Source organism: Marinobacterium profundum (genome assembly GCF_001528745.1).
In the GTDB taxonomy this organism is placed as follows: domain Bacteria; phylum Pseudomonadota; class Gammaproteobacteria; order Pseudomonadales; family Balneatricaceae; genus Marinobacterium_A; species Marinobacterium_A profundum.
This window is the reverse complement of sequence record NZ_BCNS01000091.1, coordinates 62,273-83,112: the sequence shown is the minus strand read 5'-3', so window position 1 is coordinate 83,112 and position 20,840 is coordinate 62,273. Positions and strand designations below refer to the sequence as shown.

Sequence of the window (20,840 nt, the reverse complement as noted above, 5' to 3'; positions counted from 1 at the left end):
CATCATAGCAAAGGAATCTTTGGATGACGCTCACAGAGCTGCGCTACATAGTTACCCTCGCACGGGAACAGCATTTTGGCCATGCCGCGGAGCGCTGCTTTGTGAGTCAGCCAACGCTGTCCATCGCCGTTAAAAAACTCGAAGAAGAGCTGGGTATTGCGCTGTTCGAGCGCAGCAAGAACTCGGTGCGCGTGACGCCCACGGGTGAGCGTATTGTGCAGCAGGCGCAGAAGGTGCTGGAGCAGGCCGATACCATCAAAGATCTGGCTCAGCAGGGCAAGGATCAGCTGTGCAGCCCGCTGCGGGTGGGCGCGATCTACACCATCGGGCCTTATCTGTTCCCCCATCTGGTGCCGGAAGTACAGCGTCTGGCGCCGCAGATGCCGCTCTATATCGAAGAGAATTTCACCGAGACTTTGCGCGGCAAGATTCGCAATGGCGAACTGGATGCGATCATAGTCGCGTTGCCGTTCAGTGAGCCCGATGTGCTGACGCGCCCGCTCTATGATGAGCCTTTCATGATGTTGCTACCCCGCAAACATCCCTGGGCGAGCCTGGAGCTAATCGACAGCCAGCGGCTGGATGAAACCGAGTTGCTGATGCTGGGAGAAGGTCACTGCTTCCGCGACCATGTGCTGGAATCCTGCCCGACCCTTTCCCAGGCGATGCATCAGCGTCACCATCTGACCGAAGGCAGCTCGCTGGAAACCATCCGCATGATGGTGGCGTCAGGTCTTGGCACCAGCGTTCTGCCGCAGTCGGCGGTGCAGGGACATTACCAATCCGATCTTGTGGTGGTTCGGCCGTTTCAGATGCCCCAGCCCATGCGTACCGTGGCCATCGCCTGGCGTGCCAGCTTTCCCCGCGCCAAGGCGATTGATGTGCTGATCGAATCCCTCAGCCGCTGTCAGCTGGCATCGGCGGACGAGTCTGCATGACAGAACTGCTGTCGGACCTGCCGGTTACCCGACTCAAAGGTGTGGGTGCGGCGCTGGAACTCAAGCTTGAGCGCTTGGGGCTGCATACGCTGCAGGATCTGCTGTTTCATCTCCCGCTGCGTTACCAGGACCGCACCCGGGTTGTGCCCATAGGCGCGCTGCGCCCGGGGGATGAGTGCGTCGTCACCGGTGAAATCAAGGTGGCGGACCTGATGCAGGGCAGGCGCCGGGCGCTGCTGTGCCGCATGCAGGATGGCACCGGCACTATTAGCCTGCGATTTTTTCATTTCAGTGCGGCGCAGAAAAACCAGCTGCTGCCGGGAGTTCGGTTGCGCTGTTTTGGTGAAGTGCGCCCCGGGCCCGGCGGGCTTGAAATGGTGCATCCAGAGTACAGTCGCATTGATGGGGATGACCCGGTATCGGTGAATGCGAACCTGACGCCGGTGTATCCGGCCACCGAAGGCCTGCACCAGACGCGGCTGCGCAGCCTCGTGACCTTGGCCATGCAACATTTGCAGCCCGGCACCCTGCCCGACCTGCTGCCCGAAGCATTGCGCCGCCAATGGAAGCTGCCGGGGCTGGATGACTCCATCCGCTATCTGCACCAGCCGCCAGTAGATGCCAACCAGGACTTGCTGCTTGAAGGCCGTCACCCAAGCCAGCGCCGCCTCGCCTTTGAAGAGTTGCTGGCCCACCATCTGACCCTGTTGAATCTGCGTCAGCAGGCGCAGCAGCAGGGGGCACCGGCGCTGCCATATAGAGGCACTCTGGTGAAGCCGTTTCTGGCTGCCCTGCCGTTTCCCCTGACCGGTGCGCAGCAACGGGTGTGCAACGATGTTGCCAGAGACATGGCCAAAACCTTTCCCATGCTGCGCCTGATTCAGGGCGATGTTGGCTCCGGCAAAACCGTCGTGGCGGCCTTGGCGGCCCTGCAGGCAGTGGAAAACGGCGTTCAGGCCGCGATCATGGCGCCGACCGAGATTCTGGCCGAGCAGCACCGGAACAATTTCACCCAGTGGCTGGAGCCACTGGGTATCGAAGTGGCCTGGCTGGCCGGTAAAGTGAAAGGAAAGGCGCGGCAGAAGCAGTTGGCGGCCATTCAGGATGGCAGTGCCCGGCTGGTGGTGGGCACGCACGCGCTGTTTCAGGATGAGGTGCAGTTTCAGGACCTGGGTCTGGTGGTGGTCGATGAACAGCACCGTTTCGGCGTGCATCAGCGCCTGAGCCTGCGTGAAAAGGGGCGTAACGGCGAGCGCGCACCGCACCAGCTGATCATGACGGCAACGCCTATCCCCCGCACCCTGACCATGAGCGCCTACGCGGATCTGGACTGCTCAGTCATCGACGAGCTGCCGCCTGGGCGCACTCCGGTGAACACGGTGGTGATTGCCGATGGTCGCCGCCAGGAAGTGGTGCAGCGTGTGAGTCTGGCCTGCGCCGAGGGGCGTCAGGCCTACTGGGTCTGTACCCTGATAGACGAATCCGAGGCGCTGCAGTGTCAGGCCGCCGAGGTGACCTGTGAAAACCTGCGCGAAGCCTTGCCGGATTTGCGGATCGGCCTGGTGCATGGGCGCATGAAGGCGACCGAAAAGGCCAGCGTCATGGCGCAATTCAAGGCCGCCGAGCTGGACCTGCTGGTGGCCACGACCGTAATCGAGGTTGGTGTCGATGTGCCCAATGCCAGCCTGATGATCATCGAAAACCCGGAGCGCCTGGGGCTGGCGCAGTTGCATCAGCTGCGTGGCCGGGTCGGGCGTGGCAGCCAGGAAAGTTTCTGCGTACTGATGTATCAGATGCCGCTGTCGAAGCAGGGCCGTGAGCGCCTGGCGGTGATGCGTGAAACCACCGACGGTTTTCGTATCGCCGAAAAGGACCTTGAACTGCGCGGCCCGGGCGAAGTGCTGGGAACGCGCCAAACCGGCATGATGCAGTTTCGCATCGCCGATCTGAGCCGCGATGCGGACCTGTTACCAGGCGTGCGCGAGGTCGCGCTGCAGATCCAGCAGGATGCCTCGCTCGGCAGCGCCGTGATCAGGCGCTGGCTGGGTCAGGGCGGGGAGTACGGTCATGTGTAAACCCAAGCCTTCTCCGGTGTTTCGAAGCCGCGGGCTGCTAAACTGATCAGCAGAAACATGCAGTGAGTGACCATGAATAACCCACCTTCCCTCGCTCGCTCCAAGCTCAGGCTTGAGCAGCCATCGCTGGATCTGTTGCCGCTGGATCTTGGCGGCTACAGGCGCGGCAATACCGGTGTCGATTATTGCCACCGCTTTGAGTCGGGTCGCAGCGGGCCTGACGTTGTCATCATCGGTTTGACCCACGGTAACGAATTCTGTGGCGCCCATACGCTCTGTGAGCTGCTGGAGCAGGATGTGCGGCCGCTGCGTGGCAGCCTGACGCTGATATTCAATAATGTGGCGGCCTACCAGCAGTTTGATCCGCAACGTCCTTATGCGAGCCGCTGCGTGGATGAGGACGGCAACCGGGTCTGGCTGCCGGCGCGACTCAAGCACCCCGATAGCGAAGAAAGCCGCCGCGCGGCCCGCCTGGCACCACTGCTGCGCGAAGCCGATCTGGTGCTGGATCTGCATTCCACCAGCAACCCGGTGGCGCCCATGCTGATCTACCCCGAGCTGCCCGACTGCAGCGCGCTGGTGGCTAGCCTGGGCTTTCCCTTTGCGCAGTTGCTCTACAAGCTCGGTGGCTATCACCCCGGCATGCTGATTTCCTATGCCATGCAGCACGGTCGAAAAAGCTGCCATGGCCTGGTGGCCGAGTGCGGTTCGCACTTTGCGCTTGAAAGTGCCCAGCAGGCACATGCGATCACGCGCCGAGTGCTGTATCGTGCGGGCCTGCTGGAGCAGGATGCCCTGATACCGCCCTGGGGCTACGAGCCCGATCAGAGTGCCGGACATTACCGAATTCGGGAAGTGATTGAGGCGCGCACCGAGCAGTTTCGCTTCAGCCAGTCGTACCGGGGCTTCGAGCGTATAGCGCGGGGCGAAGTCTATGCACAGGATGCAGGCCCGCTGATGGCACCTTTTGATAATTGCACGTTGATCATGCCCGCACGCATTCCGGTGTGCGGTGCTGAAGTCGTGACCTTAGCCGAGTTTCTGGGATGATAACGACACTGACGCCAACACAGCTGGACATGATTAGCCGCCAGCTCGGACGTGAGCCACGCGGCCTGGTGGGCATCGCTCATCAGACGGCAGATGGCGTTCCCACGGTACTGCAAATTCGTTCCCTGGTAGACAAACGCCCTTTTCCAACCCTGTTCTGGCTGTGTTCAAAGGATCTGTACCGCGCCATTGCCGAGATCGAGACCTCGGGTTGGGTGAAACAGATTGAACAGGAATTGCAGCAGGACGAGACGCTGCGCGAAGCCTTCAGGCAGAATCATGTCAGCTATGTGGCACAGCGCTGGCAGTTGATGCACCCGCAGGACCGGGAACAGATAGAACAGCTGGGCTTTACCCAGCTTTTTGAGCAGTACGGTATCGGCGGAATTTCGCAGTGGGACAAGGTGCGTTGCCTGCACATGCAGTACGCCCATCATCTGTGTGGCGAGAATGTGATCGGCCAGCGCATGGATGCGGAGTTTGGTTTGAATAGCCTGAAAATTCGTCTCTGAAACTGAGGGGGAACGCAGGCATAAAAAATCCGCAAGCCAGGATCTGGCTTGCGGGTTTTTTGTTGCCCGATATAGCAGGTGATCAGCACCTTGCGGCGTGATTGAACCTGCTTTCAGGCGGCGTACCTATGGCTTACTGGCCAGTCAGAACGCTGTATTTGATCATAAGCTGATCCTGTGTTTCCACATGATCCGGGTCCTTGGGAATACAGTCGACCGGGCAGACTTCTACGCACTGCGGTGTGTCGTAGTGGCCTACGCACTCAGTACATTTGCCCGGATCGATTTCATAAATTTCATCACCCGGAGTGATCGCCTCATTCGGGCATTCTGGCTCGCATACATCACAGTTGATGCATTCGTCGGTAATCATCAATGCCATGGTCGGCTACCTCACTCACTGCGTAAATAAGAAACGTTATAGTCCCAGGCTTTCCTGCATAGCTTTTGAGACAGCAGGATGAACAAATTTGCTCACATCACCGCCCAGGCTCGCGATCTCGCGAATCAGGGTGGAAGATATGTAGGAAAGGTGTTCTGCCGGGGTCAGAAACATGCTTTCAGCTTGCGGTGCAAGCTTGCGATTCATGTTGGCCAGCTGGAATTCATATTCGAAATCCGATACAGCCCGCAATCCTCGCAGTATTATATTGGCGCTCTGTTGATCCACCAGATCGGCCAGCAGGCAGTTGAAGCCAATGACTTCAACATTGGGCAAGTGCTGCAGTACTTCCCGCGCCAGCTCAACCCGCTGTTCAAGCGGTAGCATGGGCTCTTTTTTCGGGCTTGCCGCCACTGAAACCACAACCCGGTCAAAGATGCGCGCGGCACGTTGAACGAGGTCGGTGTGACCATTGGTAATCGGATCAAAGGTGCCGGGGTAGACAGCCGTATTCATAAAGCTCTCGCTGACGGTTATGCTGCTGCCGGGAGTATATCGCGAAAGCGGCATGTTAGCCGAATTGGCAGGAGCGTACAAATACATTAATGGAATGTGTTTATGTGTCTGAGTTATTAAAAAATATTTTTATATTCTATCTGGGCATATCGTGAAGAGGTCTACATGAAGCACAAAATGTCGCGAGCCGGGCTCCGGCTGATACTTCCCTTATCGTTACTGCTGTTGTCGGGCTGTATGTCCCTGCAGGCGGTCGACGCGGGTCTTTACAATGTGGTGGGTGCGGTCAGTGAGCAGGACAGGGTGACCGGCGAGCGTAGCCTCTCGCTCGCCGGGCGCGGTGCGCAGATTCGCCAGGGCAACGCTGTGGTCGAGCAGTTGCTGCGCACGGAAAGTAAAATCAACGATCAGCTGGATGAGGCCCAGTACGCCCGCCTGACGCGGCTGTTTGATCGGGTGCAGCGCATCAGTCATCTCAAGTCCGAGCGCTGGCAGCCGGTATTGATCGATCGCCCGGACTTCAACGCCTTCACCACCGGAGGCACCTATATAGTGGTGCACCTGGGGCTGATGCAGCAGTTGCAGGATGATGATGAACTGGCGGCGGTGATTGCCCATGAGGTGGCGCACACAGTGGCCAATCATGCGTTTGAGAGTCAGGGCTTCCAGACGCTGGCGACACTGACGGGCTCCAGCTCAGCCGGCCGCACGGGTTATCAGGCGGCCTTTACCCATGAAAATGAACGCGAAGCGGATCGAATAGCTGTGCTCTACGCTGCGCTGGCGGGTTTTGACCCTACGGCAGCCAGTCGCATCTGGGCCCGGCAGTACCGTGAAGAGGGCAATGCCGGCGGGCTTTTCTTCCACACCCACCCGGTCAACCGCGAGCGGGCCGAGGAAACGGCGGCAACGGCACGCCTGGTGCAGGGTTATTACCGCAAGGGTCAGGAGAACCCGGACGCCGCAACTCTGCTGGAGACTAATGTACTCTGGCAAAAACGCAACGATACGATGGCCGCCGGTCAGGGTGGCGGCGTTGCCGCGCTGCTGGGCACGACTGTGGGCTCCTATGTGAAGCACCAGGGCGTAAAACAGGAGGAGTCCCGCCAGTCGCAGCAGCAGGCGCGACTCGCCGCGTTTATGCAACAGATGCAGCCCCTGGGTGAGACCGTAATTGATCAGAACAGCTGGCAGGTTCGCTGGCGCTACAGTGGCCAGAGTGCGCTGGATAATCTGGTGATGGGCGTGCTGATCAAGGATCAGGAGGGCAAGGTGCAGCGCTATATTGCTCAGGTTCCGGGCACTGTGCAGCCCGGACAGGCGTTCGAGGCGAAGTTCCGCTCGCCGCAGCTGAGCGTCGGGGCCTTTGCATCCATGCAGCTTAAATACTATGTGGATGACGTCAGCACGCGATAGCCTGCCCATGCGCAGCGGCTTGTTATAACCCTCTCTCCCGCCCCACACGCAAGCTGCGTGTGGGGCTCTTTTCTGGCATTGCGTTCTAAACGTATCGCCAATGCCTCTCTTTTTATCTGCTTGTCGCGGTGCCTGTCACCCTATGGTCATCTATGCGCGATACATTGACCTGCACATGTAAGACCCCTGTCGGGTCTTGGCGTATTCAGGGACTGAAAGGCAAATGGCAAGGCGTACCCCGCAGGAAGCAGAACAAACCCGGCAGGCGTTGCTGATGGCGGCGCTGGATGTCTTCAGTCAGCGAGGCCCGGCCACTGCAACGCTCAAGGATGTGGCGACCCATGCCGGTGTGACCCACGGTGCCCTCTACTGGCACTTCAAAAACCGCGAAGCCCTGCTGGAGGCGCTGTTCCAACGGGTTTCACTTCCCTTTGATCGGCATTACCTTGAGCAGCTACAGGCATCGCGACAGCAGGCACTGAATGCCCTGGAGGGCTATCTGCTGGGACTGTTGCGGGACATTACTGGGGATGTACAGGCGCAGAAAGTCTATCAGCTGTTCTATGCCGGTAATGACAGCTGCGCCGGTGTGGCCGCATTGGCGCAGCAACGTCAGCGGGCGCTGAATCAGGGTGTGGGGCATATCCACTATTTTCTCAAGCAGGCGCGCAAGCAGCAGCTGGTCGGGCTGAAGAAATCCCAGCTCGAACCCATGGCCAAATCCATCTGCTGTCTGTTGCTGGGTGTAGTGCAGTCGCTGCTGCTGGCACCAGGGCTGTTTTCCTGCCGGGAACAGGGCTCGCTTTTGGTGCGCAGTTGCCTGCGGGGCCTCTAATCAGGCAGTGCCGATAAGGCCGCGCAGGCGCGAATGTCAGACGGGGTCTGTATCTGCCTGTGCGTCTCGAATATACAGACTGTAGGTGACTTTGCCTGCGGTTTTGCTGCGCAGCTGGCGCCAGTTGTCCGGCAGTTGCGGTGTGCCGAGCACTGACTCCGATTCAATGTAGATCAGTGCCTGGCTGGCCAGCAGGTTGCGGGCCTCCAGCAGTTCGCAGGTCTGGGGCAGCAGATCGCAGTTAAATGGCGGATCCAGAAACACCAGATCATAGCCGGGGGCTGCCCCCAACTCATGGCGTTGCAGCCAGTCCAGGGCGGCGGCTGTGAGCACTTCGGCGTTGTCCGCCTTGAGCAGCTGCAGGTTATCCCGCAGCTGGCGCACGGCCTGGGTCGCGTTGTCGATAAAGGTCACTGAGCCTGCACCGCGGGAAAGGGCTTCAAGCCCCAGGGCGCCGCTGCCTGCATACAGATCCAGACAGCGTGCTCCCTGCACCGACGCCTGCACCCAGTTAAACAGCGTTTCGCGGACCCGGTTGGGCGTCGGGCGCAGGCCGGTCAGGGCCGGGAACTTGAGTTTGCGACCACGCCAGCTGCCGGCAATGATGCGCAGCTCGCCGCTGATGGGCTCGGGTACGCGGGGGGACCGGTTTGACTTGGTAGGCTTGGGCATGCGGCGGTTTCACTGTCCGTTTAGGGTGATAAGAATCTGGGTCTCGGGGGCGAGATAGTGCGCGATTCGCAGGCCAATGTCATCCCCGGGTACAGCCTGGAGCTGATCCAGAATGGTATCCAGGCGTTGCCCGGTCAGATTATTAAATGCCAGGGTGGCGAGTTGATCCAGCTGGCCCTGGGGTGTCTGCAGGCGCTCGCGCAGCTGCTGCAACAGTTGCTGGCGAGTGTCATCAATCAGTGCTGCATTAATTGCCGCTGTATCAATCACTGCAAAGACCAGTCCCCTCTTATCAGGGGACTTCATAACTGATGGCTGCGCATCTTCAAGCACTGCCTGCGCTCTTGTCGGCTGACCGTCGAGAATCAGTGCCCGGTAGCCGCTGTCGCGGGACTGCTGCCACACCAGCCGGTAGTATCCTGCGTCATCCGGGCGCAGTTCCAGCGCCCGCTGCAGGCTGCGAATGGTCAGCAATTGGGCGGCATAATCTTCCGCGTCACGGCCAGGCATACTGGCGCCCAGCAGATACATGGCGGGCTGGCGGGCATCGACCAGTTGCAGTTTCAGCGGTTGCGCCGGCACACTCTTGGGCTGATTGACGTGGCGTAAAGGCCTTGAACGCTCAGCGCCAGAGAACCCATCAAAGTCGTCGGCGCTATTCAGTTTATCCGCCAGTGGCTCTGCGTCGGGTCCGCCCAGTATCAGCAAAGGTGGTTGGGCGAACAGCTGGTGGTACTGCTGCAACACATCGGCGGCCGATATCGCGCTGGCCGCGGATTGTCGCATTTGCTGTTGTAGCTGCTGCTGCAGTCGGTTCAGCAATCGTTGTGCCGGGTCCTGGCCCTCGAGGTAAGCCTGGGCACGGATACGCGTCAGGGCTGCGGTTGCGGCGTCTGATTCGGGAGTCTGCTGCAGCGCCTGCAGAATGGGATCCAGCTCCGGCAGTTTTTCACCGGCGGGCCAACGCAGGCTGATCTGCAGGTAATCCGACAGCGCGGTGACCTGACTATCCTGCACCGGTATTAGCAGGGCCTGGAGCGCGGGCTGGTGCAGGCGCTGTTGTAGCAGCGCGGCCAGTGTCTGTTGCAAAATGCGCTGTTCCGGATCAAGTGCCAGTGTGGCGGGCAGCAGCAGGCGCAGCTCGTTGTCGGGTCTGTCTGGCTGTTCGATCCAGTAGAGCCGCTGCGTTTCGCTCTGCCCTATTTCAGGATAGCTGGCAGCTTTGGGCCCAAGGGAGGCAAAGATTACGATCAGCACCGGCAGGATCATGATCAGCGCCTTGAGATAGAGCGGATTGAACAGTGGCTTGTGCTCGGTGGCCATGACTGCAGGATTCCGTTTGCGAGTGTCGGAGGCTTGGGCGCGACGTCTTGACCGCAAGCGTGCGAGGGCAACAGCACCGCGATCTGTAATGCGCGGGGCTTAATAACTTGCGTGGCGCCTATGATAAGATATTGCGCTCGAAAGTTAAGCCTTTCGCAGGCTTGGAGCATGCAGATGGAAGCTTTGTTCAGGTGGCTGGTGGAAAACGAGTGGGATTACTCGATCGTTACCTATACAGGCGGGGCCATATTCACAGTAGCGATGCTCGCGATATATTTTTACATCAGGGGCGATGACCCGTCCTGAGGCTTTTCAAGGCTCCCAAATCCGGGCGCTGGCGCCCGTTTTTAGCAGATCTGAGGACGTTCGATGTTCAAGAAATTAAAATCCCTGTTCGGCAACTCCGGTAGCAAGGAACAGGCGCCGCCGGTGGTTGAGTCGGATGAGGTGCAGCAGGCAGAGTCTGTTGAGCCAGTAGAACAAGCTGAATCTGATTCCGTTGTGCCGGATCTGGTGGAAGCGGCAAGCGTAGCGTCGGACGGGGCTCCGTTGGACAGAGCCTCGTCAGGGAATGCCCAGCCAGAGAGTGCTCAGGCAGGCGATGCTGCGCAGGACATGGCTGAGCAGGAAATTACAGCAACGCAAAAAACTGAGCAGGAACCGGTGGCAGCCATTGCAGCTTCGGTCGCTGAAGGGCTTGCAGTTGTTCCTAGGGCCGTTGCTGATGAAGTGCCTGCAGAACCGGCTGAACCCGGGCTTGTTGCAGCTGAAGTGATTGAGCCTGTCGCAGCGGCGGTTGCGGTTGTGGATACACCGGAGAAAAAACAGGGTGTGCTGGCCCGTATCAAGGCCGGCCTGAGTCGCACCAAGGCTAACCTGACGGCCCAGCTGGGCAATCTCTTCCTCGGCGCCAAGGAAATTGACGACGAGCTGCTGGAAGATATCGAAACCCTGCTGCTGACCGCCGACGTGGGCGTGGAGGCAACCAGTGAGATTATCAGCCGCCTGACCGACAAGGTCGCGCGCAATCAACTGGCCGATGCCCAGGCGTTGCAGCAGGCGTTGCAGCAGGAACTGGCAGCGCTGCTGCACCAAGTGGAGCAGCCTTTGCAGATTGATGCCGTCGGCAAGAAGCCCTACGTCATTCTGATGGTGGGCGTTAATGGTGTCGGCAAGACCACCACCATTGGCAAACTGGCCAAGCGCTTTCAGTCCGAGGGCCGCTCCGTGATGCTGGCCGCGGGCGATACCTTTCGTGCCGCTGCGGTGGAACAGCTGCAGGTGTGGGGTGAGCGCAATAAAGTGCCCGTGGTGGCGCAGCATACGGGGGCGGATTCGGCTTCGGTGCTTTTTGATGCGTTGCAGTCGGCCAAGGCGCGCAATGTTGATGTGCTGATTGCCGATACCGCCGGGCGCCTGCAGAACAAGGATCACCTGATGCAGGAACTGCAGAAAGTGGTGCGCGTTATGAAGAAGCTGGATATGGACGCGCCCCACGAGGTGATGCTGGTGCTGGACGCCGGCACTGGCCAGAATGCGATGAGCCAGGCCCGTACCTTCAAGGAAGCCGTTGGTGTGACGGGCATTACCCTGACCAAACTCGACGGCACCGCCAAGGGTGGCATCATCTTTGCTATCGCCAAACAGCTGGAATTGCCGATTCGTTATATAGGCGTGGGCGAGCAGGTGGACGATTTGCGCCCGTTCAGCGCCGACGAGTTCGTCCAGGCCCTGTTTGATTGAATAGAGCTTGGTTAACGAGTTCGATTAAAGAACTCAACTGCACCGCACTGCGGAAAACAGACGGGTCGGCGTTGTAGCGCAGGCCCAGTGTCAGGGATTCATGAGAGCCTGTTTAGGATCTATTGCCTGCTGCGACGGAGGCTATTTTCGCGCAGAGCAAGGAACGAGGAACGTGGTGTACTTGATGTACATGAGTGACGAGAGACGCCGCAATGCGCGAAAAGGGCCCCGTCCCTTCGGGTTGGGCCCCTAAAAGCGCCATACGGCGTTGCTCGTCGCTCATTTAGGCCCAAAACCACGCGACTCGCGCCTTGTCTGGCGCTTTTAGGGGCGGCAACGCAGTCGGGCAAATAGATCGTAAACAGGCTCTTAGGGCAGGTGCGGACAACAACATGGCATTGATCAGTTTTGAAAACGTCAGCAAGCGCTACCTCAGTGGTCAGGAAGCTCTGAGCAATGTCTCCTTTACGCTGCGTGAAGGGGAAATGGCCTTTCTTACGGGGCATTCCGGTGCCGGCAAAAGCACCCTGCTGCGCATGATCATGCTGATGGAGCGGCCGTCCCAGGGGCAGGTCGTGGTGGGCGAACAGAACCTCGCTCAGTTGGGCCGGCGTGAGCTGCCCTACCATCGCCGGCGTATCGGCGTGGTGTTTCAGAATCACCATCTGCTGTTTGATCGCACCGTATTCGAGAACATAGCGCTGCCGCTGCAGATCTGTGGCTATGAGCCCGAGGATGCGGCCCGGCGGGTGCGGGCGGCACTGAACAAGGTCGGCCTGCTGGACAAGGAAAATCAGAGTCCGATCAGCCTCTCCAGCGGCGAGCAGCAGCGTGTCGGTATTGCCCGGGCTATCGTCCACAAGCCTCGTGTGCTGCTGGCGGATGAGCCTACCGGTAACCTGGATCCGGAGTTGTCCGAAGAAATCATGAAGCTGTTTCAGCAGTTCAATCGGGTAGGTACCACAGTGCTGATTGCCAGCCACGACCTGTCATTGATAGAGCGCATGCGCCACCGTACCCTGGTGCTGCGTAACGGGAGGTTGATCGCCGATGGCCGTGGATGAAAAGAATGCCCCGCGGCGCGGGGCGCAGCAGGACCGTATCGACAGGCGCAGCCGTAATCGTAACTGGCGCCGCCATCATGTATTGATGGCGCGCCAGAGCTGGAGCCGGCTCTTCGCCACGCCCCTGCCGACGCTGATCACGCTGGCGGTACTGGCCATCGCCCTGGCCCTGCCCGGCTTTTTGCTCACCGGTCTTAAAAATGTGCAGCAACTCAGCGAAGGCTGGGACCATGAGCCCCGCATCAGCCTGTATCTGAGCCCTGCAATGGATGATGCCGCCGCCGATCGCTTCAGCCGTGAGTTGCTGCTGCGGGATGATCTGGCGGCGGTGGATCTGATCAGCCGTGCCCAGGGGTTGCTGGAGTTTCGGGAGCTGTCGCGCTTTGGCAATATCGTCGATTTACTGGATGAAAACCCGCTGCCGGCGGTAATTACTGTACAGCCGCTGGATCGCAGTCTGGTGGCATTGCCGGTACTCAAGGCCAAGCTGCAGGCGTTGGTGGAAGTGGATGAGGCGGTGCTGGATCTGGAGTGGCTGCAGCGCCTGAGTGCCTTTGTGCAGCTGACACAGCGCGCGGTGCTGGTGCTGGGCCTGTTGCTGGGGCTGGCGGTCGTGCTGGTGGTGGGCAATACCATTCGGCTGTCGATTGAGAGCCGGCGCGACGAGATCATAGTTGCCAAGCTGGTGGGCGGTACCGATGCCTGGGTGCGGCGTCCCTTCCTTTATACCGGTGCCTGGTATGGCCTGCTGGGTGCAGCTCTGGCCTGGTGTCTGATTCAGTTCAGTCTGCTAACGCTCAAGGAGCCAGTAGCGGAGCTGGCTCGGCTCTACCTGAGCGATTTTGAACCTATGGGGCTGGGGCTGAGCGGCAGTCTGATTCTGTTGCTGACCAGCCTGATGCTGGGCTGGCTCGGCGCCTGGCTGGCGGTAGGGCATCACCTGCGGCAAATTGAACCCAGTTGAAGCCTGTTTGGTGGCTGAGTGCGTGACATTAAGGCGTCACACTTGCGGTTTAGGCTGGATATCGCTATTTTTACCGGTCCGCAGGCAATTCTGGCTTGTCGTGGCCTTGGGAACTTCACTACCCGGGGCCGGTCATATTAGCGGATTTAGGATAGACAAGCTGAAAGTAACACTGAGGTAACATTCTATGGGCAAGAGCTTGCAAGTCGTCGACATCCTCTCTCCGGGTTGTAACCTGGAAGCCTACATGCGCTCGGTCAGTGCGATCGCCGTGCTGACGGCAGAGGAAGAGCGCGAACTGGCAGAGCGCCTGTTTTACCAGAACGACCTTGAAGCGGCTCGCCGTTTGGTAATGTCGCATCTGCGTTTTGTGGTACATATCGCCAAATCCTACTCCGGCTACGGGCTGCAGCTGGGAGATCTGGTGCAGGAAGGCAATGTCGGTCTTATGAAGGCCGTAAAACGTTTTGATCCCAGCATGGGCGTGCGCCTGGTGTCCTTTGCGGTGCACTGGATCAAGGCCGAAATGCACGAATTCATTCTGCGTAACTGGCGCATCGTTAAGGTCGCCACTACCAAGGCGCAGCGCAAACTGTTCTTCAACCTGCGGTCGCAGAAAAAGCGTCTGGGCTGGATGAACAATGCCGAAGTCGATGCCATTGCAGAAGACCTGGGCGTTGATTCGGCGGTGGTGCGACAGATGGAAGGTCGCTTGGCGTCCAGTGATACCGCTTTTGATGCCCCGGCCGACGAAGACGAAGACCGCGCTTACCTGGCGCCGGCGAGTTTTCTGGAAGACGATCAGGCCGACCCCGCGCTCCAGGTTGAAAACTCCAACTGGGAAGAAAACTCCCAGGCCAATCTGCTGAGTGCGATGAAGCAGCTTGATGAGCGCAGTCAGGACATTCTGGCCCAGCGTTGGCTGATGGATGAGAAAGCCACACTGCATGAGCTGGCCGCCAAGTATCAGGTGTCCGCCGAGCGTATTCGCCAGCTTGAAAAGAACGCCATGAAGAAGATCAAGGGCGCGCTGCTGCAGGCCTGACCGGCCCGCCGCTCTGGCGTCGATTGCCAACAAAGCCGCCTGCGGGCGGCTTTGTCATGTGCGGGCAGAGCAGCCACCCGTGATCGCAACACTGGGGTATAATGCGCTTCATTTTGCGGGGTGCTGCATGAATACAGCGATCAGTCTGCGCCTGGTGGCACTGAGCGGCTTTTGCGCTGTGGCGCTGGGAGCCTTTGGCAGTCACGGCCTGCGCGGACGTCTGACGTCGGATATGCTGGACGTGTTCCAGACCGCCGTGAGCTATCAGTTCTACCACAGCCTGGCCTGGCTGGCGGTGATACTGCTGGGGCTGCAGCAGCCGTCGCGATGGCTGCGCCTGAGTGGCAACTGCTTTGGTCTGGGCATCCTGCTGTTCTGTGGCAGTCTCTATATACTGTCGCTCAGCGGTATTCGCTGGCTGGGCGCCGTGACGCCGCTGGGTGGCCTGACCTTTCTGGCCGGCTGGCTGATGCTTGGCTTGGCTGCGTGCAGGTTCAGCGCTTCAAAACAATAATTGCGGCAGCAGCCCGGTTGGCTGGCCGAAAAAAAGTTCGGAATTGGATCAATGCGAATAGTGCTAAACGGTGACACCATGGAGCTGCACGACCAGTGCAGTCTTGCCGATCTGGTTGAACAGCTGGGGCTGGGCGGCAAGCGTTTTGCGGCCGAGGTCAATATGGAAATCGTTCCGCGCAGCCAGCATGTGGCGCTGCGCCTGAACGACGGCGACCAGATCGAGATCGTGCAGGCTATTGGCGGCGGCTAAGCATCGCCGCGAAGATCCCTTAATACACTACGAACGGTGGAGACGGAATGTCAGAGCAATTACGCCATGACCCGCTGATTATCGCGGGCAAAGAGTACAGTTCCAGGCTGCTGGTAGGCACCGGCAAATACCGGGACCTTGATGAAACCCGCCGGGCGATCGAAGCCAGCGGTGCGCAGATTGTCACGGTTGCCGTGCGTCGCACCAACATCGGCCAGAATCGCGACGAGCCCAACCTGCTCGATGCTGTTTCGCCGGAAAAATACACCATCCTGCCTAATACGGCCGGTTGCTACACAGCTGAAGATGCCGTGCGCACCTGCAAGCTGGCACGTGAGCTGATGGATGGCCACGACCTGGTGAAGCTGGAAGTGCTGGGTGACCAGAAAACCCTGTACCCCAATATCGTCGAGACCCTCAAGGGTGCCGAGATGCTGGTCAAGGATGGCTTCAAGGTCATGGTGTATACCAATGACGATCCCATCGTTGCCAAGCAGCTTGAAGAAATGGGCTGTATCGCCGTAATGCCGCTGGGATCCCTGATTGGCTCTGGCCTGGGTATCCTCAACCCGCATAACATTCGCCTGATCATGGAAGCGGCCAATGTGCCTATTCTGGTGGATGCCGGTGTAGGTACCGCCTCAGACGCTGCTCTGGCCATGGAAATGGGCTGTGCAGGCGTGCTGATGAACACCGCTATCGCTGGCGCCCGTGATCCGCTGCTGATGGCCTCTGCCATGCGCAAGGCCATCGAAGCCGGGCGCGAGGCCTATCTGGCTGGCCGCATGCCGCGCAAGAAGTACGCCAGTGCGTCTTCGCCAATGGAAGGCATTATCTAATGCAGCAGCGGGCGTCCGGCAAGCTGGCCGCCCGCGGTCACGCAAAATCTGTAACTCGTTAACCTAAGTAAGCCGAGAATGACTGAAGATCAGAAACCGATGCGCGCCGTGCGCAGTTTTGTCCTGCGCGCAGGGCGCATGACCGAAGGCCAGCAGCGTGGACTGGACGAAGCCTGGCCCGAGCTGGGGCTGGAGATCGCCGCTGGCATGATCGAGCCTGCGGCCGTGTTCGGTCGTGAAGCACCACTGGTGCTGGAAATCGGCTTTGGCATGGGGGATTCGCTGTTGCAGATGGCGCGTCAGATGCCGGAGAAAAACTACATCGGTATAGAGGTGCATCGTCCGGGTGTCGGCCGCCTGCTGAACAATGTTCGCACCGAAGGCCTGGCGAATATTCGGGTCTATGCCGAAGATGCTGTGGAAGTGCTGGCAAAGTGCATCCCCGATGCCAGTCTCGATGGTCTGCAGCTGTTCTTCCCTGATCCCTGGCACAAGAAAAAGCACAAAAAGCGCCGTATCCTGCAGCCGGCCTTTGCCCAGACGGTACGCAGCAAGCTGAAGGTCGGCGGTCAGTTCCATATGGCCACCGATTGGGAAAACTATGCCGAGCACATGATGGAAGTCATGTCGGTGGCTGAAGGTTATCGCAACAGCGCAGGTGCCGGCGAGTTCTCGCCGCAGCCGGATTTCCGCCCGGTGACCAAGTTCCAGAACCGCGGCGAGAAACTCGGCCACGGCGTCTGGGATCTGATCTTCGAGCGCATCGATTGATCTCGAATCAGTAGGCAGCGAAATATAAGAAATGCGGACAGAGATGTCCGCATTTTTTTCGCCTGTCGTTTGGGAATAAAAACGCGAAATGCTTAATGCTCAGTTCGCGTCCTTGTCCAGCTCCGCCAGCAGCCAGTCCTGAAAACTGCGGATTTTCGGCAGGTCCGCCTGGGCCTTGAGGACATTGAACGTATAGCCATGCACCTTGGGCCCCTTGAGGCCGAGCGGTGCCACCAGTCGGCCGGTCTGAAGCTCGCGCTGTACCAGTCGCAGGCTGTCCAGCAGCACTCCCATGCCATCCACTGCAGCGCTGATAGCCATGAAGGAACGGTCGAAGCGCGGACCGCGTGAGATGTCGAACTGCACCTTGCGGTGCTGGCGCAACCAGTCGCGCCAGCTGACCATGCACACTTCGCTGTGAATTAGCGTGTGGTGGCGAAGATCCTCCACTGAGCGAATCGGATGCTCGCCCTCCGCTAGCTCAGGGGCACACAAAGGCACTATGGTTTCGGGCGGAAAGGGTATCACCATGGTGCCGGCGGGCTGCAGGCGCCGCATGCCGTAGCGGATATCGATATCCACACCCTGGGTGAGCAGGTCGGTCGGTTCGTGGGAGGCGTTGAGCCTGACGTCTATGTCCGGGTGGCGTGCGCTGAAACGGGCGATGCGAGGCATCAGCCACTGTGAGGCGAAGCTCGGCGTCGAATGGACGGTCAAGATGTCGCTGCGTGCCGTGCGCCCGAGCTCCCGCGTTGCCATATCGATGCGGGAAAAGGCGGCGGTTACCTCCTCGGCATAGCGTCGACCGGCATCGGTCAACACCACGGCTCTATGCACCCGATGAAAGAGTCGCACCCCAAATTGCTCTTCCAGCAGCTTGATTTGATGGCTTATCGCAGAGGGTGTTACGAAGAGTTCTTCTGCTGCAAGTGCGAAGGACGACAGCCTGGAAGCTGCTTCGAATGCCTGTACTGCCTTGATCGGTACTCTATTTTGCATCGCATTATTCGCCTGAACTCAGTTCACCTATCGGCCAGATTAATTCGTTTGAGCGCACTTATTCAAGGGAATAGTCTGGTTATCACTCGCTGAGCAGCCGCAAGGTCAGCCGGCGGGAATAATCCGAAAGGTCGAAATGACGTATCAGCCGTGCTCGAAACTGGAGCCGGTTGTAACCAAGGAGAACCGCGTGGACACAAGTCTAAAAGAAGCCCGCGCCGAGCTTGCCGAGCGCGCCTACCGCATCCGCCGCAATGCGCTGTTGATGGGGGAAGTGCAGGGACAGGGGTACATCGGACAGGCGCTCGATATCGCCGATGTGCTGGCGGTGGCCTACGGTCGCGCCATGAGTTTCAAGCCCGGCGATGCTGAATGGGAAGAGCGTGACCGCTTTCTGCTATCCAATGGTCACTATGCCATCGCGCTCTACGCAGCGCTGATCGACGCAGGCATCATTCCCCAGGAAGAACTCGAAACCTACGGCAGTGATGACAGCCGCCTGCCGATGTCCGGCATGGCCAGCTACACGCCGGGCATGGAAATGTCCGGGGGCTCGCTTGGCCAGGGGCTGACCATCGCCGTCGGCCGCTGTCTGGGCCTCAAGCGCAAGGCGTCTAAGTCCTTCGTCTACACGCTGTTTTCCGATGGCGAGCTCGACGAGGGTGCTGTCTGGGAGGGGTTGATGTCGGCCGCGCACTGGAAACTCGATAATCTGATCGCAATCGTCGATGTCAATAATCAGCAGGCGGACGGTCCGTCGGGGCAGGTTATGGCATTTGAGCCCTTGGTCGACAAGATGGAAGCCTTCGGCTGGTTCACGCAACGCATTGACGGTAATGACCTGGACGCGGTCATGGCGGCATTTGACGCTGCGCGCAGCTACACCGGTGCCAAGCCGCGCATGATCATCGCTGATACCCGGATGGGCTGCGGCGTTCCCTTCCTCGAAGCCCGCGAGAAGAATCATTTTATCCGCGTCGACGAACACGAATGGCAGCTTGCTCTCACAGCACTGGATGCCGGGAGGAACGCATGAACACCAATGTCCAGAAACCCAAACTGAAAACCTCGGCCATGATTGCGTCTATCGCAAGCGAAGGTCAGCGCACGCAGTTGGCCCCTTTTGGCCATGCGCTGGTTGAGCTGGCTGCCCGGCGTCCGGAGGTCGTCGGCATGACGGCGGATCTGGCCAAGTACACCGATTTACACATTTTCGCCCAGGCCTGTCCCGAGCGTTTCTATCAGATGGGCATGGCCGAGCAGCTGTTGATGGGGGCTGCGGCCGGCTTGGCCCATGAGGGGGCAATGCCCTTCGTCACCACCTACGCAGTCTTCGCCACCCGCCGTGCCTACGACTTCATGCATCAGGCCATTGCCGAAGAGGGCCTGAACGTAAAGATCGCCTGTGCACTGCCCGGGCTGACCACCGGCTACGGCCCCAGTCACCAGGCGGCAGAAGACCTGGCGCTGATGCGGGCCATGCCTGGCATTACCGTGATTGATCCCTGCGATGCGCTGGAGATTGAGCAGATGGTACCTGCGGTGGCGGAGCACGATGGGCCTGTCTATATGCGCCTGTTGCGTGGTCAGGTGCCCCTGGTGCTGGATGAATACGACTACAAGTTCGAGCTGGGCAAGGCCAAGCTGCTGCGTGACGGTCGAGATGTGCTGATTATCTCCTCCGGGATCATGACGATGCGCGCACTTGAGGTTGCCCTGGAACTGGCACGGGACAAGATCGATGCGGCGGTGTTGCACGTGGCGACGATCAAGCCGCTGGACACCGCAACCATCCTGCGCGAGGCGGGTCGCGGCGGTCGACTGGTGGTCGTGGCCGAGAACCACTCGGCTATCGGCGGCCTCGGCGAGGCGGTCGCGACCGAGCTGCTGCGTGCAGGCATCAGCTCCCCGTTCCGTCAGATTGCGCTGCCTGATGCCTTTCTGGATGCCGGTGCGTTGCCAACCCTGCATGACCGATATGGCATTTCCACAAGCGTGATGACCGAGACGCTTAAAGGCTGGCTCGGCTGAGCCTATCTTGTTGCGGCACACTGAAGACAACAATAACAGGACGACAATATGAACCATTCGCTTCTACTGCAGGGCAAGGTCGCACTGATCTCCGGCGCCGCCTCGGCGCGGGGTATCGGGATAGCCACGGCACAGCTGTTTGCCCGTCATGGCGCCAGAGTCGTGATTCTGGACCTCGATGAGTCGGCTGCGGCCCAGGCCGCGGCTACCCTTGGCCCTGAGCATCGTGGCTACGGCTGCAACGTAACCGACAAGGCTGCCTGCGAACAGGCCGCCGAGCGCGCCGTGGCCGAGTTCGGCCGGATCGACATTCTGATCAATAACGCCGGTATCACACAGCCGGTGAAGACGCTGGAAATTGATGCGGCAAGCTGGGATCGCGTGCTGGACGTCAACCTGCGTGGCGTGCTGTACCTGTCTCAGGCAGTGATACCGCAGATGAAGCACCAGCAGTCGGGGGCGATCACCTGCATGTCTTCGGTGTCGGCTCAGCGCGGCGGCGGCATCCTCGGCGGGCCGCATTACTCGGCGGCCAAGGCCGGTGTGCTGGGTTTGGCAAAAGCAATGGCGCGGGAATTCGGTCCCAGTGGAATCCGTGTGAATTGCGTCACGCCGGGTCTGATTCAGACGGATATCAATGCCGGCAAGATCGCCGACGACAAGATGGCTGAAATTATCGCCGGCATTCCACTGAATCGCATGGGTAGCGCGGATGATGTCGCCGGAACCTATCTATTTCTGTCGTCTGAACTGTCGTCCTACATCACCGGTGCGGTTATCGACGTCAATGGAGGCATGCTTATCCACGGCTGATGCTTGATCGGCTGTTTTATTTGAACTGCCAATTCAAGTTTTAACAGTGTCAATATGACACCCTGAGTCCATTAAAAGAAAAACAA

22 protein-coding genes are annotated in these 20,840 nt (G+C 59.4%); 17 read left to right on the top strand and 5 right to left on the bottom strand.

Going from position 1 to position 20,840, the window contains the following annotated elements; genetic code table 11:
• Positions 1-23 precede the first annotated feature (23 nt).
• The 4 genes from MPRO_RS06370 to MPRO_RS06355 all read left to right on the top strand — a co-directional run bounded on the left by MPRO_RS06370 (position 24) and on the right by MPRO_RS06355 (position 4,575).
• Positions 24-938: a hydrogen peroxide-inducible genes activator gene (locus tag MPRO_RS06370; RefSeq protein ID WP_067289005.1), complete on the top strand. Its 915-nt coding sequence runs from the start codon at positions 24-26 to the stop codon at positions 936-938.
• Positions 935-3,013 carry an ATP-dependent DNA helicase RecG gene (gene recG, locus MPRO_RS06365; RefSeq protein ID WP_067289003.1) on the top strand — a complete coding sequence of 693 codons (2,079 nt, stop codon included), beginning with the start codon at positions 935-937 and terminating at the stop codon, positions 3,011-3,013. The genes MPRO_RS06370 and recG overlap by 4 nt, the downstream gene beginning before the upstream one ends.
• A gap of 72 nt (positions 3,014-3,085) precedes the next feature.
• Positions 3,086-4,063 (top strand): M14 family metallopeptidase, encoded by a 978-nt coding sequence (locus MPRO_RS06360; protein ID WP_067289001.1) that lies wholly within the window; start codon positions 3,086-3,088, stop codon positions 4,061-4,063.
• The gene (locus MPRO_RS06355) at positions 4,060-4,575 is read left to right on the top strand and encodes a DUF501 domain-containing protein (protein ID WP_067288998.1); all 516 of its coding nucleotides are present in this window, start codon (positions 4,060-4,062) and stop codon (positions 4,573-4,575) included. The genes MPRO_RS06360 and MPRO_RS06355 overlap by 4 nt, the downstream gene beginning before the upstream one ends.
• Before the next feature lie 133 nt (positions 4,576-4,708).
• Here the strand turns inward: MPRO_RS06355 and MPRO_RS06350 are convergent, their stop codons facing one another.
• Positions 4,709-4,957 carry a YfhL family 4Fe-4S dicluster ferredoxin gene (locus MPRO_RS06350; protein WP_067288995.1) on the bottom strand — a complete coding sequence of 83 codons (249 nt, stop codon included), beginning with the start codon at positions 4,955-4,957 and terminating at the stop codon, positions 4,709-4,711.
• A gap of 36 nt (positions 4,958-4,993) precedes the next feature.
• Complete coding sequence (gene coaD / locus MPRO_RS06345) at positions 4,994-5,473, bottom strand: pantetheine-phosphate adenylyltransferase (protein WP_067288991.1); 480 nt, start codon at positions 5,471-5,473, stop codon at positions 4,994-4,996.
• A gap of 165 nt (positions 5,474-5,638) precedes the next feature.
• Between coaD and MPRO_RS06340 the strand changes: the two genes are divergently transcribed.
• Both MPRO_RS06340 and MPRO_RS06335 read left to right on the top strand, forming a co-directional pair.
• Entirely contained in the window at positions 5,639-6,889 is a 1,251-nt protein-coding gene (locus tag MPRO_RS06340; RefSeq protein WP_067288988.1) for a M48 family metallopeptidase, read from the top strand.
• A 223-nt stretch (positions 6,890-7,112) separates the two neighbouring features.
• Positions 7,113-7,724, top strand: a complete 612-nt coding sequence (locus MPRO_RS06335; protein WP_067288985.1) for a TetR family transcriptional regulator — start codon at positions 7,113-7,115, stop codon at positions 7,722-7,724.
• A 36-nt stretch (positions 7,725-7,760) separates the two neighbouring features.
• On the opposite strand, the gene rsmD is transcribed toward MPRO_RS06335, so the two are convergent.
• Together rsmD and MPRO_RS06325 are read right to left on the bottom strand one after the other, a co-directional pair.
• The gene (gene rsmD / locus MPRO_RS06330) at positions 7,761-8,396 is read right to left on the bottom strand and encodes a 16S rRNA (guanine(966)-N(2))-methyltransferase RsmD (RefSeq protein WP_067288982.1); all 636 of its coding nucleotides are present in this window, start codon (positions 8,394-8,396) and stop codon (positions 7,761-7,763) included.
• A gap of 9 nt (positions 8,397-8,405) precedes the next feature.
• Positions 8,406-9,719, bottom strand: a complete 1,314-nt coding sequence (locus tag MPRO_RS06325) for a peptidase M16 family protein (RefSeq protein WP_067288979.1) — start codon at positions 9,717-9,719, stop codon at positions 8,406-8,408.
• A gap of 369 nt (positions 9,720-10,088) precedes the next feature.
• Between MPRO_RS06325 and ftsY the strand changes: the two genes are divergently transcribed.
• From ftsY to trmB, 8 genes are all read left to right on the top strand, one after another.
• Positions 10,089-11,462, top strand: coding sequence for a signal recognition particle-docking protein FtsY (gene ftsY / locus MPRO_RS06320; RefSeq protein WP_067288977.1), 1,374 nt, complete (start codon positions 10,089-10,091; stop codon positions 11,460-11,462).
• A 392-nt stretch (positions 11,463-11,854) separates the two neighbouring features.
• The gene (gene ftsE, locus MPRO_RS06315) at positions 11,855-12,526 is read left to right on the top strand and encodes a cell division ATP-binding protein FtsE (RefSeq protein WP_216821253.1); all 672 of its coding nucleotides are present in this window, start codon (positions 11,855-11,857) and stop codon (positions 12,524-12,526) included.
• Entirely contained in the window at positions 12,513-13,490 is a 978-nt protein-coding gene (ftsX, locus tag MPRO_RS06310) for a permease-like cell division protein FtsX (RefSeq protein WP_067288975.1), read from the top strand. Before ftsE ends, ftsX begins: the two co-directional genes overlap by 14 nt.
• Before the next feature lie 187 nt (positions 13,491-13,677).
• Entirely contained in the window at positions 13,678-14,535 is an 858-nt protein-coding gene (gene rpoH / locus MPRO_RS06305; protein ID WP_067288973.1) for an RNA polymerase sigma factor RpoH, read from the top strand.
• A 127-nt stretch (positions 14,536-14,662) separates the two neighbouring features.
• Positions 14,663-15,049: a DUF423 domain-containing protein gene (locus MPRO_RS06300; protein WP_067288971.1), complete on the top strand. Its 387-nt coding sequence runs from the start codon at positions 14,663-14,665 to the stop codon at positions 15,047-15,049.
• 51 nt (positions 15,050-15,100) lie between these two features.
• Positions 15,101-15,301: a sulfur carrier protein ThiS gene (gene thiS / locus MPRO_RS06295; RefSeq protein ID WP_067289424.1), complete on the top strand. Its 201-nt coding sequence runs from the start codon at positions 15,101-15,103 to the stop codon at positions 15,299-15,301.
• A gap of 47 nt (positions 15,302-15,348) precedes the next feature.
• Positions 15,349-16,140, top strand: a complete 792-nt coding sequence (locus MPRO_RS06290; protein WP_067288969.1) for a thiazole synthase — start codon at positions 15,349-15,351, stop codon at positions 16,138-16,140.
• Positions 16,141-16,218: 78 nt separating this feature from the next.
• Positions 16,219-16,911: a tRNA (guanosine(46)-N7)-methyltransferase TrmB gene (gene trmB, locus MPRO_RS06285; RefSeq protein WP_067288967.1), complete on the top strand. Its 693-nt coding sequence runs from the start codon at positions 16,219-16,221 to the stop codon at positions 16,909-16,911.
• A 99-nt stretch (positions 16,912-17,010) separates the two neighbouring features.
• On the opposite strand, the gene gcvA is transcribed toward trmB, so the two are convergent.
• Entirely contained in the window at positions 17,011-17,910 is a 900-nt protein-coding gene (gcvA, locus tag MPRO_RS06280) for a transcriptional regulator GcvA (RefSeq protein ID WP_067288965.1), read from the bottom strand.
• A gap of 190 nt (positions 17,911-18,100) precedes the next feature.
• On the opposite strand from gcvA, the gene MPRO_RS06275 reads away from it, so the two are divergent.
• Genes MPRO_RS06275 through MPRO_RS06265 form a run of 3 tightly spaced genes read left to right on the top strand, consistent with a single transcriptional unit; the run spans position 18,101 to position 20,754 of the window.
• Positions 18,101-18,946, top strand: a complete 846-nt coding sequence (locus MPRO_RS06275; RefSeq protein WP_067288963.1) for a transketolase — start codon at positions 18,101-18,103, stop codon at positions 18,944-18,946.
• Entirely contained in the window at positions 18,943-19,941 is a 999-nt protein-coding gene (locus MPRO_RS06270; RefSeq protein ID WP_067288961.1) for a transketolase family protein, read from the top strand. The genes MPRO_RS06275 and MPRO_RS06270 overlap by 4 nt, the downstream gene beginning before the upstream one ends.
• A 48-nt stretch (positions 19,942-19,989) precedes the next feature.
• Positions 19,990-20,754: an SDR family NAD(P)-dependent oxidoreductase gene (locus MPRO_RS06265; protein ID WP_067288960.1), complete on the top strand. Its 765-nt coding sequence runs from the start codon at positions 19,990-19,992 to the stop codon at positions 20,752-20,754.
• Positions 20,755-20,840: the final 86 nt, after the last annotated feature.